Here is a 13,928-nt window from a genome sequence, read left to right as displayed (position 1 = left end):
TAACAACTGGTTTCCCGGCCGGGAGGAAGCACCGGCCGGCGTGGCCGGTCCCTCTAGCTTACGGCCGTTCCGATGAGGGAGCCCAGGCCGTACGTCACAGCGGCGGCCGCTCCCCCCAGGATGAACTGCCGGAGGCCGCTGTACCACCAGGAGCGGGCCGTGACTCTCGCCACCAGGCTGCCGCAGAGGAACAGCCCGGCCAGGGCGAGCAGCACCGCCGGCCACAGCCGCTCCGCCCCCAGCAGATACGGCAGTACGGGAAGAACGGCACCCACCGCGAAGGCACCGAAGGAGGAGACGGCGGCGATCGCCGGCGAGGGCAGGTCGCCGGGATCGACCCCGAGCTCCTCCCGGACGTGGATCTCCAGGGCCAGCTCGGGGTCGCGGGACAGCTGCTCGGCGACCTCCCGGGCCAGCCTCGGCTCCACGCCGCGCGACACGTAGAGCTCCGCGAGCTCCCGCTCCTCCTCCGCCGGGTTCTTCCGTATCTCCTCGCGCTCGACCTCCAGCTCGGCCAGCACCAGCTCACGCTGCGAGGCGACCGAGGTGTACTCGCCGGCGGCCATGGAGAAGGCTCCCGCCGCGAGGCCCGCCATCCCGGTGATCACGATGGTCTGCGAGGCGACGTTGCTGCCCGCGACACCCGTGATCAGGGCCAGGTTCGACACCAGGCCGTCCATCGCGCCGAAGACCGCGGGGCGGAGCCAGCCGCCGTTGACGTCGCGGTGGGTGTGGTTGTCCCGGTGCGTGTCGTGCGGCTTGTCCTCGGCCCCGGTGACATCCGCGGTGAGGTTGTCGGCGGCGCTGCTGCTGGCCATGGGTGTGGTGCTCCCTTCCCCGGGACAGCCCGTCGGCTCCCCCTGGCTGCGAAGGTACGCGCGATGCCTTGGCGCCGCCAGCAAGGAAGGCCGAACTTACCTCTCTGACCTGCGGTTTTACTTCCGGGCGGTGGAGCGGGCAGCCAAAACGGCGGCGGTCCCCCCGGGGGGCCGCCGCCGTCCGCGGACGTGTCCGTGATCTCCGTCTCAGAGCTTCTTGGTGGTGCCCGCCCCGGAGTCCGCGGTGCCGTCACCGTCAGCCGGGCCGTCCGCAGCGGCCGTGCCGCCGCCGGACACCGCCGGTTCGCCGGACCCGGTGGGGGCGTCGCCGCTCTCCGCGGTCCCCGTCGCCCCGGGGGCCCCGCCGTTCTTCCCGGGCCCGCCGTTCTTCCCGGGCCCGCTGTCCTTCTCGCCGTCCCGCCCGGCGTCGGCGGCCTCGGCCGCGCGGGCCTCCTCCGCCGCCGGCTCCACCACGGTCTCCCGGCCGGGGCGCAGCCGGGAGGAGACGATCATGTAGGTGACCGCCCCGAGGAAGACGATCATCGAGGTCCAGACGTTGAGGCGCAGGCCGAGCACATGGTTGGCCTCGTCGATCCGCAGGTACTCGATCCAGCCGCGGCCCACGGTGTACGCGGCGACATACAGCGCGAAGGCCCGCCCGTGGCCGAGCTTGAAGCGGCGGTCCGCCCAGATCACCAGCAGGGCGACGCCGACGCACCACAGCGATTCGTAGAGGAACGTGGGGTGGTAGAGCCCGGGTTCGGGGCCCTTGTCGATCTTCAGGGCCCAGGGCACATCGGTGGCCCTGCCGTACAGCTCCTGGTTGAACCAGTTGCCCCAGCGGCCGATGGCCTGGGCGATGGCGATGCCGGGCGCGACCGCGTCCGCGTAGGCGGGGAGCGGGACGCCGCGGCGCCGGGCGCCGATCCACGCACCGACGGCGCCGAGGGCGATGGCCCCCCAGATGCCGAGCCCGCCCTCCCAGATCTTGAAGGCGTCGACCCAGTTGCCGTCCTCACCGAAGTACGGCTCGTACGTGGTGAAGATGTGGTAGAGACGGCCGCCGACGAGACCGAACGGCACGGCCCAGACGGCGATGTCGGCCACCGTGCCGGGCAGGCCGCCGCGGGCGACCCAGCGCCGGCCTCCGATCCAGACGGCGGCGAAGACGCCGATGAGGATGCTGAACGCGTAGCCGCGCAGCGGGATCGGACCGAGTTCGATCACGCCGGTCGACGGGCTGGGAATGTATGCGAGGTCCATGGCGGTCCCGACGCTACCGTGCCGGGCGGGGGACCGGGCAACCCGCCCGGCAACGGCTCCGTAACGGGCCGCCCCGGGTGTGGCCCCGCGCCCCCGTCCTCCCCGTGCTCGCCCGTGGCCGAACGGTCACGGGGGCCGGCCGGGCGGGCGCCCGGCGGGGACCCGCCCCGGAGGCCGGGCTGAGGAATCGGGGCGTCAGGAGAGGACCCGGGCCGGGTCGGCCACCACCACGACCAGCAGGACGACGAAGACCAGGCCGGCCACCACGCCCGACCAGCGCTGCCCGCGGGCCTGCGGTCGGGCGGGCGCGGTCCGCCACCCCTCCGGCTGCCGGGGCACGGCCGGCCTCCCCCGCCGGCGCCACCGGCGGAGGGTGCCGTGGCGCCGGGCGGCCGCCTCGTCCTCCCGGCGCAGCCGTTCGGTGACCATACGGGCACGCGCCGACGGCTCCCTGGGCGCCCGGGCCCGCGCGGGCCCGGCGCTCTCCTCGACGAACCGCGCCCACTCCTCCTCGGATATCGCGGGCAGATCGGGCTCGTCCGCGGCCCGGCCGGTGGCGGGCGGCTCTGCGGTCACGGTCCTCACATCTCCTGGGGTCGCACGGGGCGGCCGGGCGGGGCGCACGGCGGCCCGGCCGGTGACGGGGTGTGGGGGTGGTGCCAGGGTAATCCAGCGGGCCGACAGCGGCCGAGAGCCGGGACGGAGCCGAAATGGCGGAACGGAGCCGGAACGGCGGAACGGGGAGGCGCAGGCCTCCCCGTTCCGCTCCCCCGCTGATCCGGGCGGTCAGGCCCCGCGGCTCACGCCCTTCGCCAACTGCCCGGCCAGCGACCGGACTCCGTCCAGCCCGCTCTCCAGGTCCGGGGCGTCCAGCAGCCGTTTGACGAAGGCCGAGCCGACGATCACCCCGTCGGCGAACGCCGCGACCTCGGCCGCCTGCTCCGGGTTGGAGACGCCGAGCCCGACGCAGACGGGCAGCCCGGTGGTGGCCCGGGTGCGGCGCACCAAGTCCTGCGCCTGCTCGCCGACGGACTCCCGGGTACCGGTGACCCCCATCAGGGAGGCCGCGTAGACGAAGCCGCTGCCGGCCGCCGTGATCTTCGCCAGCCGCTCGTCCCGGCTGCTCGGCGCGACGACGAAGACCGTGGCCAGGCCGTGCCGCGCGGCGGCCTCGCGCCACACCGCGGACTCCTCGACGGGGAGGTCGGGGAGGATGCAGCCCGCTCCCCCGGCCTCGGCCAGATCGGCGGCGAACCGCTCGACGCCGTACTGGTCGACCGGGTTCCAGTACGTCATGCAGAGCACCGGCGCCCCGGTCGCGGCGTGCACCTCGGCCACCGTGCGGATCACGTCGGTGATGCGCAGCCCGGCCCGCAGGGCGATGTCGTCGGCGGTCTGGATGACCGGCCCGTCCAGCACCGGGTCGCTGTGCGGCAGCCCGACCTCGACCACGTCGCAGCCGCCCTCGACCATCGCCGTGACGGCCCGCACCCCGCCGTCCACGGTCGGGAAACCGGCGGGCAGATAGCCGACCAGCGCGGCCCGGCCCTCCCCCTTGGCCTTGGCCAGGACGGATTCCAGGAGTTCCAGGTTGCCCGCCATCACTCGGCCTCGATCTCGTCGCTCGGGTCGTACAGCTTGAAGTAGCGCGCGGCGGTCTCCATGTCCTTGTCGCCGCGGCCGGAGAGATTGACCAGCACCAGCCCGTCCTGGCCCAGCTCGCGGCCGAGGACGAGGGCGCCGGCCAGCGCGTGCGCGCTCTCGATGGCCGGGATGATGCCCTCGGTCTCCGACAGCAGCCGCAGCGCCTGCATCGCCTCGTCGTCGGTGACCGCGCGGTACTCGGCGCGGCCGGTGTCCTTGAGGTAGGCGTGCTCGGGGCCGACGCCCGGGTAGTCGAGCCCGGCGGAGATCGAGTACGGCTCGGTGATCTGGCCGTCCTCGTCCTGGAGGACGTAGCTGCGGGAGCCGTGCAGGATGCCGGAGGTGCCCTCGGTGAGGGTCGCCGCGTGCTCGCCGGTCTCCACGCCGTGCCCGGCGGGCTCGAAACCGACGAGCCGGACGGCCTCGTCGGGGAGGAACGCGTGGAACAGGCCGATGGCGTTGGAGCCGCCGCCCACGCAGGCCGCCACCGCGTCCGGGAGCCGGCCGGCGCGTTCCAGGATCTGCCGGCGCGCCTCGACGCCGATCACCCGGTGGAAGTCCCGGACCAGGGCGGGGAAGGGATGCGGTCCGGCGACCGTGCCGAAGAGGTAGTGGGTGCGGTCGACGTTGGCGACCCAGTCGCGGAACGCCTCGTTGATGGCGTCCTTCAGGGTGCGGCTGCCGGACTTGACGGCGATGACCTCGGCGCCGAGCATCCGCATCCGCGCCACGTTGAGCGCCTGGCGCTTGGTGTCGACCTCGCCCATGTAGATGGTGCATTCGAGGCCGAAGAGGGCACAGGCGGTGGCCGTCGCGACCCCGTGCTGCCCGGCGCCGGTCTCGGCGATGACGCGGGTCTTGCCCATACGGCGGGTCAGCAGCGCCTGCCCCAGCACATTGTTGATCTTGTGGGAGCCGGTGTGATTGAGGTCCTCCCGCTTGAGGAAGACCCGGGCGCCACCGGCGTGTTCCGCGAACCGCCGGACCTCGGTGAGGGCGCTGGGGCGGCCGGTGTAGTTGACGAGCAGTTCGTCCAGCTCGGCGGCGAAGGCCGGGTCGGCCTTCGCCTTGGCGTACTCGGCGGCCACCTCGTCGACCGCGGCGACCAGCGCCTCGGGGATGAACTTGCCGCCGAACGCGCCGAAGTAGCCCTCGGGGCTGGGGACCAGACCCTCGGGGTCCGGGATGAAGAAATCGGAGGACATCTGCGGTACTCCTCGTGCCGGGGCGCGGTGCCCCGGATGGCGTGGTGGTGTGGTGAACGGTCCGCGGGGAGAGGTACGCGTACGCCCGGCCGCCCGGCGGTATGGCCGCCGCCCGGGCCCGGTGCTTCCGGCCCGTGGCCGTAACGAGCCGGGGAGACGGGCGGCCGCCGGACGCCGGCACGGGACACCGCTGCGGGACACCGCTGCGGGACGCCGAGCCGGAGCCCCCGGTCCGGACGGGCCCGGAAACCGGACTCTCGGACTTCGGAAGCCGAGGGCGCGGCAGGAGCAGCCCGGAAGCGGAAGGCAGCACCGCTCCGGTGGCCGGCCCCCTCACGGGGGGCGCGCTCCAGCCGGCGGCCGGACGGAGTCGGACCCTGTCAGGCCGCGTCAGGCCGTGCCGGCGGGCGTACGCGTGGCCACGGCATGCCATCGCATGCCGTTGATCTGCCCCGGCTCGCTGCCGATGTGGTAGCGCACCCGCCGCCCCCGCACCCGCCGCGCGGGCGCGCGGCAGCCCCGCGGCCGGCAGCCGCGGGCGAGCCGTGCGTACGGGGAACGGGTCATCGGGACGCCTCAGCCGCGCCCGTGCCGCAGGGCCGGGTGCGCGCCTGCCGCCACGAGGTCGGACACCGCCGTCCTGGGGTCGCGGCCGGTGACCAGCGACTCCCCGACGAGCACGGCGTCCGCGCCCTCGTTGGCGTACGCGATCAGATCGTGCGGTCCGCGCACGCCCGATTCCGCGATCTTGACGATGTGGTCGGGGATCCCCGGGGCGATCCGCCCGAAGTTGGCCCGGTCCACCTCCAGCGTCTTGAGGTTCCGCGCGTTGACGCCGATGACGCGGGCGCCGGCGACGACGGCCCGCTCGACCTCCTCCTCGTCGTGCACCTCGACGAGCGGCGTCAGGCCGATCGACTCGGCGCGCTCGATGAGCGACACCAGGGCCGCCTGGTCCAGGGCCGCGACGATGAGCAGGGCGAGGTCGGCGCCGTGGGCGCGGGCCTCCCAGAGCTGGTAGGAGGTGACGATGAAGTCCTTGCGCAGCACGGGGATGTCGACCCGGGCGCGGACGGCCTCCAGGTCCGCGAGCGAGCCGCCGAACTTCCGCTCCTCGGTCAGCACGCTGATGACGGCCGCGCCGCCCGCCTCGTAGTCGGCGGCGAGCCCGGCCGGGTCGGCGATCGCGGCCAGCGCGCCCTTGGACGGGCTGGAGCGCTTGACCTCGCAGATGACCTTGACGCTGTCACCGCGGAGCGCCGCGGCCCCGTCCTTGGCCGGAGGGGTCCTGGCCGCCCGCTCCTTGAGCTCGTCGAGGCTCACGCGCGCCTGCCGCTCCGCGAGGTCGGCACGGACTCCCTCGATGATCTCGTCGAGCACACTCACGGGAGCGGCCCCCTTCCGGGACGGTGGTGGAGCGATCGCGGCCGTCCGGTGCCCGCCGGGCACCGCCCGCCCACGACTGCGCGAGACTCTGCGATGGTATCCGGCCGGGCGCACACCGTTCACATCCGGGCGCCCGGGGTCCCGACACGTGGACATACCCGGTGCTACCGGTTCCGGTTCTACGGTGCCAGGCCCGCGCCGAACGACAGGTTCCGGACAACCGTGAACGCCGTGACGAGCACCCCGGCGGCCCACCACACCGGACGGCTCCGCACGAACCGCGCCCCGCACCCGGCCGGCACGGGGCGGGCGGCGCGCCCCTGCCGGGCGGCAGGCACGACCCGTACGGCGCGTACGGCGCGTACGGCGCGTACGGCCCAGAGCACCCAGACGACGGCCGCCGCGGCCACGGCCAGGACGACCAGCGCGTTGGCGCCGAAGGCGGCGGCCGGATCGCCCTGCGCGATGGCGTGGGCGCTGCGGAGACCGCCGCAGCCCGGGCACAGGAGGCCGGTCGTGTGGAAGAGCGGGCACACCGGGTAGCGCCCCGGCACCCCGGGGTCCACGGCCCCGACCCAGCCGAGGGCGGCCGCACCGGCGGCGAGCGCCCCCGCGGGTGCGGCGAGGGCCCTCACACGGGACGGAAGGAGCCGCGCGGCACGGCCGGCCGGGCGCCGGTCACCGCCGGGCGGCGGGGACGGGCACGGAGACGCGGGAGACGGGGACGCGGAAGGCCGGGACGTGGGAGGCAGGGACGCGGGAGGCGGGGAAGGGCACGGTGCGGGGTGCGCGGGTTCGTCGCTCACAGGACCGAGTCTTTCCGCGCACGCGGAAAGGCGCAGCCCCGGGCCCTCGTACGCCGTCCATACGGCCGTACGGGCCACGGGGCCGCGCCTTCACGGTTCCGCCCCGGCTCGCGGGGGCGCCGTGCGCCGCCCGCGGGTCAGTGCTGCGGCTGGCGCTTCTGCGGCTCGCGCGTGGCGTCCTGGCCCAGGCCGGCCTTCTTCATCATCCAGCCGACGATCCCGCCCAGGAAGACGAGGGCGATACCCACCCAGAAGCCCACGGGGCTGGCCATCACGGTGAAGGCGCTGGCCACGCAGAAACCGATGAAGGCGATGATGACGCCGGTCCAGGCGGCCGGGGTGTGTCCGTGGTCGGTGCCCGCCATGAGTTCTCCTCGTTGCTCTGTGTGCGCCTGGCTCGGGCGCGGTGAACGCTCGGCGTCCATTGTTCCCGACGGGCTGTGACACCGTCGCGCCGGGGTGCCGTCCCGGAGCGTCGGAACGGCGGGGCCGCCGCGCAGGTCGGGGGTGGGGTCCGGGGTGGTGTCCCAGGGTGTTTCAGCGGTCGCGGGTCGGGTCCTCGCCCCGGTCCAGGGCACGCCACATCTCCTCGGGGCGCTCCGGGCCGGGCGCGGCGGCGCCGCGGCGCGCGGCACCGGACGGGCGCTCGTACCGGCCGGACATGGCGGGCCAGCGGTGCCCGTGGCGCAGGGCGAGCAGTCCGGCGAGCAGGAGGAGCAGCCCGGCCGCAGTGGAGACCAGCGGCCAGGGGGTGTGGGTGACGTTCTCCACACCGGCGCCGACCAGCCCGGTGGTCCGGGCCGCCTCGGCCTCCAGGGCCCCGGTGCCGGCGCGGCCGTACAGGGAGGCGGCGGCGGTGCCCGCGCCGCTGAGCGCCAGCAGCGCGGCGACGGCGGCCCGTCCGGCGCGGCGCACGGCGAACACGGCGACCAGCGCGGCGAGCCCGACGACGGCCAGCGCGGCGGGCACGCCGGTGACGTCCCGGCCTTCGGCGGCGACCCGCAGCGCCCCCTGGGCGGCGGTGGTCGTGGCCTCGGACCAGGTCTGTCCGCCGGCGACCAGGGCGAGGGCGGCACCCGCGGCACCGAGTGCGAGCGCGGCGGCGAGACTGCGCCGGCCCGCGCCGCCGGACGTGTCCCCGGCACCGGCGCCGCCGGCGGATCCGGGTGCGGGACCGGCCCCGGTCCGGCGAGGGCCGGATGCGGGGTGCCCGGGTTCGGGGTGCTCGGGTTCGGGGTGATTGCGCGGCTCGGGTACGGGACTCACGTTTCCACTATGACCCGTACCGCCCCGCTGCCCGCACCCGGGGCGGTACGGGCCCGGGTGCGGGCACGCGGGCCCGGGCAGTCCGCGGTTTCGCGGGCAGTCCGCGGGCCCGGGGGATGAACGGCTCGCAGGAGACCGCCCGGCCCGGGGCCCGCCCGGGAACCGCGGGCACCGTACCGGCCGCCGCCATGTCTCTCGGAGCGGCCGGGTGTCGTCCGGGGCACCCGAGTACGCACGGCGGAAGCGCCGGCGCCGTCCGCCGTGCGGTCCGGCCGGCCGCGCGCGGCCGGCCCGGTACGGGCGCGGGGCCCGGAACGGGCGGTCTACCGCAGCCCGGAGGCCATCCGTACCGCGCGCAGCACCGCCGCCGCCTTGTTGCGGCACTCCGTGTCCTCGGAGACCGGGTCGGAGTCGGCCACCACCCCGGCCCCGGCCTGCACATAGGCGGTGCCGTCGCGCAGCAGGGCCGTGCGGATGGCGATGGCGGTGTCGGAGTCCCCGGCGAAGTCGAGATAGCCGACGCAGCCCCCGTACAGGCCCCGCCGGGTCGGCTCCAGCTCCTCGATGATCTGGAGGGCGCGCGGCTTGGGGGCGCCGGAGAGGGTGCCGGCCGGGAAGCAGGCGGTGAGCACGTCGAAGGCGGTGCGGCCCTCGGCGAGACGGCCGGTGACGGTGGACACGATGTGCATGACGTGGCTGTAGCGCTCCACCGACATGAAGTCGACGACCTCCACGCTGCCCGGCTCGCAGACCCGGCCGAGGTCGTTCCGCCCGAGGTCGACCAGCATCAGGTGCTCGGCGCGCTCCTTGGGGTCGGCCAGCAGTTCCTCGGCGAGGGAGGCGTCCTCCTGCGGGGTGGCGCCGCGCGGCCGGGTGCCCGCGATGGGGTGCAGCATGGCGCGCCCGTCCTCGACCTTGACCAGCGCCTCGGGGCTGGAGCCGACGACGTCGAAGCCGTCGAACCGCAGAAGGTACATGTACGGGCTGGGGTTGGTGGCGCGCAGCACCCGGTAGACGTCGAGGGCGGAGGCCGGGCAGGGCGTCTCGAACCGCTGGGACGGGACGACCTGGAACGCCTCACCGGCCCGGATGCGCTCCTTGATGTCCTCCACGGCCTCCTGGTACGCGGCGCCGCCCCAGCCCTGGGTGAACTCGGGCAGTACGGACGGCGGCAGGGCGGCGGCGCCGCCGGGCAGGGGCCGGGCGAGGTCGGCGGTCATCGCGTCGAGGCGGGCCACGGCGTCCGCGTAGGCCTCGTCGACGCCGGTGTCGAGGTCGTTGTGGTTGATCGCGTTGGCGATGAGCAGGACGGTGCCGTCCCAGTGGTCGAGCACGGCGAGGTCGGAGGTGAGCAGCATGGTGAGCTCGGGCAGGCCGAGGTCGTCACGGGTGCTGTCGCCGATCTTCTCCAGGCGGCGCACGATGTCGTAGCCGAGGTAGCCGACCATGCCCCCGGTGAAGGGCGGCAGGCCGAGGAGGTCGCCCAGGTCGCGCGGGGTGTGCAGGGTGTCGACGGTGGCGCGCAGGGCCTCCAGCGGATCGCCGCCGGTGGGGACGCCGACGGGGGGCGTGCCGAGCCAGTGCGCCTCGCCGTCGCGGACGGTGAGGGTGGCGTCGCTGCGGACACCGACGAAGGAGTAGCGCGACCAGGAGCGGCCGTTCTCCGCGGACTCCAGGAGGAACGTGCCGGGGCGTTCGGCCGCGAGCTTGCGGTACAGGCCGACCGGGGTGTCCCCGTCGGCGAGCAGTCTGCGGCTGACGGGGATGACGCGGCGGTCGGCCGCCAGCTTGCGGAAGGTGGTGAGATCCATCGTGGCGGCGCCGGTACTCATGGGCCCGGATCCTAGTGGGCGCGGCGGCTGCCACCGGGTGCGTTCCACGATGCGGCCCGCCGGGGCCCCGGCGGCGGACCGGAGACCCCGGGCCGGACCGAGGGGGCCCGGTTCCTCAGGCCGAGGGGCCCGGTCCGGCCGGGGCCGCCGGGCCGAGCGGCAGTTCCTGCGCGTCGAAGCAGGTGCGGTCACCGGTGTGGCAGGCGGCGCCCACCTGGTCGACCCTGACGAGCACGGTGTCGCCGTCGCAGTCGAGCGCCACGGACTTCACGTGCTGGACGTGCCCCGAGGTGTCGCCCTTCACCCAGTACTCGCCGCGGCTGCGGCTCCAGTAGGTGCAGCGGCCCGTGGTGAGGGTCCGGTGCAGGGCCTCGTCGTCCATCCAGCCCAGCATCAGCACCTCGCCGGTGTCGTACTGCTGCGCGATGGCCGGGACGAGCCCGTCGGCGTTCCGCTTGAGCCGCGCGGCGACGGCGGGGTCGAGACGGGAGGAACCGGCCGCACCGGCAGAGGCGGTGCGGCCGCGGTCACGGGAGTCGCTGGACATGGCCGCCATTCTGCCGCCACGGGGGGCGCCCCGGAAAATCCGCCGGCCCGGACGGAGCGACGCGCCGTCACGCCCGGCGCCGTACCGTCCGCACCGGGCCGGCGCACCGTCCGCACCGGGCCGGCGCACCGGCGGCTCCGGCCGCGGCCGCCCCGAGGGACGCGCCGCCGGCCGTCCCGCGGCGGCGCGGGGACACGCGGCCGCGGACCGTCCCGGCCCTCACCCCCGGTCCGCCCCCGAGACCCGCCCCCGACCTCGCTCGGGGTTCTCCCCCATGGCCCCCGGAACGCCGCGCGGCGTCATGGCCGCTTCCCCGTCGCGGTCGTAGGGTGGCGGTATGTCGACCCTTGCGAAGCGTGAACGTCTGCTCCTGGCCGATCTGTTGGAGAACGCGGGCCCGGGGGCCCCGACCCTGTGCGACGGCTGGACCACCCGCGACCTCGCCGTGCACCTCGTGGTGCGCGAGCGCCGTCCCGACGCGGCCGCGGGCATGTTCGTCAAGCCGCTCGCGTCACGGCTGGACCGGGTGGCCGCCGAGTTCGGCGCGAAGCCGTACGAGGAGCTGATCCAGCTCATCCGCACCGGCCCGCCCCGGATGTCGCCGTTCTCGGTGAAGCAGATCGACGAGGTCGCCAACACCGTCGAGTTCTACGTCCACACCGAGGACATCCGCCGCGCCCAGCCCGACTGGGAGCCGCGCGAGCTGGACCCGGTCCTGGCCGACGCCCTGTGGTCCCGTGTCGAGAAGGCCGCCCGGATGATGGGCCGCAAGTCGCCGGTCGGCCTGGTGCTGCGCCGCCCGGACGGCCGCACGGCGGTCGCCCACCGCGGCACGCCGGTGGTCACGGTCACCGGCGAGCCCGGTGAGCTGCTGCTCTTCCTCTACGGCCGCCAGGAGAAGGCGCGCGTGGAGACGGAGGGCGACAAGGACGCCGTCGCCAAGGCGTACGCGGCCAAGCTCGGCATCTGACGCGGCTGACGCGGGCGGCGGGCGTCCCCGGGCGTGGTGAGGGGCCGGGCCCCCGCCGGGCCCAGAGCTCCGCCGGACCCGGGACGGCCGCCCGGACGGCCCCGGCACCCCGGACGGCCCCGTCGGCCCGGACAGCCCCGTACCCCGGGCAGTCCCGTACCCCGGGCAGTCCCGACAGCCCTGGCAGCTCGACGGCCGCAACAGGCCCTGCCGGCGCGGGGCTTCGCGGTGAGTGAACCTGCCCGCGGGCCACGCCCGGCGCCACTACCGTCACCGCCATGCCGCAGCGAGTCGCCGTACTGTCCGACATCCACGGGGCGCTGCCCGCCCTGGAGGCCGTGCTGGCCGAACCCGCCGTCCGGTCCGCCGAGCGGATCGTGCTCACCGGCGACCTGGCCGCCGGGCCGCAGCCCGCCGAGACGCTGGACCTGCTGGACTCGCTCGGCGACCGGGCGCTGTGGATCCGGGGCAACGCGGACCGGGAACTGGTCGAGGGAGCGCCGGCCGGCATCCCGGTCTCCGTCTGGGCGGCCGAGCAGCTCCGCCCGGACCAGGCCGAACGGCTCGCGGGTCTCCCGCTCACCGCCGAACTGGACGTGGACGGCCTCGGCCGCGTGCTGTTCTGCCACGGCACCCCGCGCGACGACGCGGAGATCGTCCTCGCCGACTCCTCCGCCGGCCGCTGGGCCGAGGTCCTGGCCGGTGTGGACGCCGGCGTCGAGGTGATCGTCTGCGGCAACACGCACATGCCGTTCACCCGGCTCGTGCACGGACGTCTGGTCGTCAACCCGGGCAGCGTCGGCATGCCGTACGGCCGCCGGGGCGCCCACTGGGCGCTGCTCGGCCCGGGCGTGGAGCTGCGCCGCACTCCGTACGACTACACGGCGGCGTGCGCGCGGATCGCCGCCGAGTCGGCCTTCCCGGACGCCGCCGCCTGGGCGGACGAGTACGTCCATGCCCGCAACTCCGCGGAGGACGCGCTCACCGTCTTCGGGCGCATGGAGGGCCGCCGCCCGGCGCCCGGGGACTCCGGACCGTCCTGAACAGCTGCGCGACCGGGCACGGTTGGCCAGGACCCGGCCCTCCGTCCCGCGGGCACCGGTGACCCGCGCCTCACCCGCGCCTGGGCCCCCTGTCCGGCCGGGGTCCCGCCGGGCCCGGTGCGCGGTACCGGCTGCTCCCCCGCCGGGGCTTCCCGCCCCGGGCCCCGGCGGGGTGTGCTGACCCGCTCCCGGGCCGTGCCGGAGCCGGCCCGCCTCGAACGGAGGTGTATTCCACGGCAGTTGCCTACGCTCACACACATGACTGCCACGACCGACACCGCCGACGGCACCAACGGAGCCGCTTCGCGGGCCGAGACCTTCCGCGCCCTCCACCACGACCGGGCGCCCTCCGCTCCGCTCGTCCTCCCCGGCCCGTGGGACGCCGTCAGCGCCCGCGCCTTCGAGTCCGCGGGCTTCCCGGCCCTGGCCATGCCCAGCGCGGGCGTCTCGGCGGCCCTCGGTTATCCGGACGGCGGCGGCACTCCGCCGGAGGAGATGTTCGCGGCGATCGGGCGGATCGTCCGGTCCGTCTCCGTCCCCGTCTCGGCGGATGTCGAGGACGGCTACGGACTGCCGCCCCGCGAGCTGGTCGAACGGCTGCTGGAGGCGGGGGCGGTGGGCTGCAATCTGGAGGACTCCGGTCCGGCGGACCACCAGCTGGCCGACCCGCGGTGGCACGCGGACTGGCTCGCGGAGGTCCGGGCCGCGGCGGGCGGCGCCCTGTTCCTCAACGCCCGTGTCGACACCTTCCTCCGCGGTGTGCCGGACGCCGGCGCGGCGATCGAACGCGGCCGCCTCTACCGCGAGGCCGGCGCCGACTGCGTCTACCCGATCCTCGCCCCGCCGGAGCTGCTGCCCGAACTCGCCGCCGGCATCGGCGGACCGCTCAACGCGATCGCACTCCCCGGCGGCCCGTCCCCGCGCGACCTCGGCGAACTGGGAGCCAGCCGCGTCACGTTCGGCGGCGGCCTGCAACGCCGGATCGCGGAGGAGATCCAGGGCCTGGCGCGGGAACTGCGGGAGGGCTGATCCGGAGCCCGACCCGGCCGCCGACGGCACGGCAGACGTGCTCGCTCTCCGAGGAGCCGTCGGCCGTGTGGCCTGTACGCGTCGTCCGGCCCGGCGGTGTGACACCGGCCCGATACCCG

15 protein-coding genes are annotated in these 13,928 nt (G+C 75.5%); 3 read left to right on the top strand and 12 right to left on the bottom strand.

From position 1 onward, the window contains the following. Window positions 1–53 precede the first annotated feature (53 nt). The 12 genes from LIX60_RS25035 to hisI form a co-directional block, all read right to left on the bottom strand. Complete coding sequence (locus LIX60_RS25035) at window positions 54–818, bottom strand: VIT1/CCC1 transporter family protein (protein ID WP_227960812.1); 765 nt, start codon at window positions 816–818, stop codon at window positions 54–56. A 207-nt stretch (window positions 819–1,025) separates the two neighbouring features. Beyond that, window positions 1,026–2,081: a prolipoprotein diacylglyceryl transferase gene (lgt, locus tag LIX60_RS25030; protein WP_227960810.1), complete on the bottom strand. Its 1,056-nt coding sequence runs from the start codon at window positions 2,079–2,081 to the stop codon at window positions 1,026–1,028. Window positions 2,082–2,276: 195 nt separating this feature from the next. Continuing rightward, window positions 2,277–2,657, bottom strand: coding sequence for a hypothetical protein (locus tag LIX60_RS25025; RefSeq protein WP_227960807.1), 381 nt, complete (start codon window positions 2,655–2,657; stop codon window positions 2,277–2,279). A gap of 210 nt (window positions 2,658–2,867) precedes the next feature. After that, complete coding sequence (trpA, locus tag LIX60_RS25020) at window positions 2,868–3,683, bottom strand: tryptophan synthase subunit alpha (protein WP_227960805.1); 816 nt, start codon at window positions 3,681–3,683, stop codon at window positions 2,868–2,870. Next, on the bottom strand, window positions 3,683–4,930 hold the full coding sequence (gene trpB / locus LIX60_RS25015; protein ID WP_227960803.1) for a tryptophan synthase subunit beta: 1,248 nt from the start codon (window positions 4,928–4,930) through the stop codon (window positions 3,683–3,685). The genes trpA and trpB overlap by 1 nt, the downstream gene beginning before the upstream one ends. Before the next feature lie 390 nt (window positions 4,931–5,320). Beyond that, window positions 5,321–5,497: a tryptophan biosynthesis modulator TrpM gene (trpM, locus tag LIX60_RS25010; RefSeq protein ID WP_227960801.1), complete on the bottom strand. Its 177-nt coding sequence runs from the start codon at window positions 5,495–5,497 to the stop codon at window positions 5,321–5,323. 9 nt (window positions 5,498–5,506) lie between these two features. Continuing rightward, window positions 5,507–6,316: an indole-3-glycerol phosphate synthase TrpC gene (gene trpC / locus LIX60_RS25005; protein WP_227960799.1), complete on the bottom strand. Its 810-nt coding sequence runs from the start codon at window positions 6,314–6,316 to the stop codon at window positions 5,507–5,509. Window positions 6,317–6,495: 179 nt separating this feature from the next. Next, a complete protein-coding gene (locus tag LIX60_RS25000) occupies window positions 6,496–6,951 on the bottom strand; it encodes a DUF2752 domain-containing protein (RefSeq protein ID WP_227960797.1) in 456 nt (151 codons plus the stop codon). A gap of 308 nt (window positions 6,952–7,259) precedes the next feature. After that, window positions 7,260–7,487, bottom strand: coding sequence for an HGxxPAAW family protein (locus LIX60_RS24995; RefSeq protein WP_019706500.1), 228 nt, complete (start codon window positions 7,485–7,487; stop codon window positions 7,260–7,262). A gap of 172 nt (window positions 7,488–7,659) precedes the next feature. Next, a complete protein-coding gene (locus tag LIX60_RS24990; protein ID WP_227960795.1) occupies window positions 7,660–8,388 on the bottom strand; it encodes a TIGR02234 family membrane protein in 729 nt (242 codons plus the stop codon). A 323-nt stretch (window positions 8,389–8,711) separates the two neighbouring features. Next, on the bottom strand, window positions 8,712–10,220 hold the full coding sequence (locus LIX60_RS24985; protein WP_227960793.1) for an anthranilate synthase component I: 1,509 nt from the start codon (window positions 10,218–10,220) through the stop codon (window positions 8,712–8,714). 115 nt (window positions 10,221–10,335) lie between these two features. Continuing rightward, window positions 10,336–10,767 carry a phosphoribosyl-AMP cyclohydrolase gene (gene hisI, locus LIX60_RS24980; RefSeq protein ID WP_227960791.1) on the bottom strand — a complete coding sequence of 144 codons (432 nt, stop codon included), beginning with the start codon at window positions 10,765–10,767 and terminating at the stop codon, window positions 10,336–10,338. A 337-nt stretch (window positions 10,768–11,104) separates the two neighbouring features. Between hisI and LIX60_RS24975 the strand changes: the two genes are divergently transcribed. The 3 genes from LIX60_RS24975 to LIX60_RS24965 all read left to right on the top strand — a co-directional run bounded on the left by LIX60_RS24975 (window position 11,105) and on the right by LIX60_RS24965 (window position 13,809). Next, window positions 11,105–11,737, top strand: a complete 633-nt coding sequence (locus LIX60_RS24975) for a TIGR03085 family metal-binding protein (protein WP_227960789.1) — start codon at window positions 11,105–11,107, stop codon at window positions 11,735–11,737. A 278-nt stretch (window positions 11,738–12,015) separates the two neighbouring features. Then, window positions 12,016–12,780: a metallophosphoesterase gene (locus tag LIX60_RS24970; RefSeq protein ID WP_227960787.1), complete on the top strand. Its 765-nt coding sequence runs from the start codon at window positions 12,016–12,018 to the stop codon at window positions 12,778–12,780. Between the two features lie 258 nt (window positions 12,781–13,038). Then, complete coding sequence (locus LIX60_RS24965) at window positions 13,039–13,809, top strand: isocitrate lyase/phosphoenolpyruvate mutase family protein (protein ID WP_227960785.1); 771 nt, start codon at window positions 13,039–13,041, stop codon at window positions 13,807–13,809. Window positions 13,810–13,928 lie beyond the last annotated feature (119 nt).

This window comes from Streptomyces sp. S07_1.15 (assembly GCF_020739505.1).
Classification (GTDB): domain Bacteria; phylum Actinomycetota; class Actinomycetes; order Streptomycetales; family Streptomycetaceae; genus Streptomyces; species Streptomyces xinghaiensis.
Note: the sequence above shows the minus strand (reverse complement) of the source record. Positions and strands in the feature narration are given on the sequence as shown.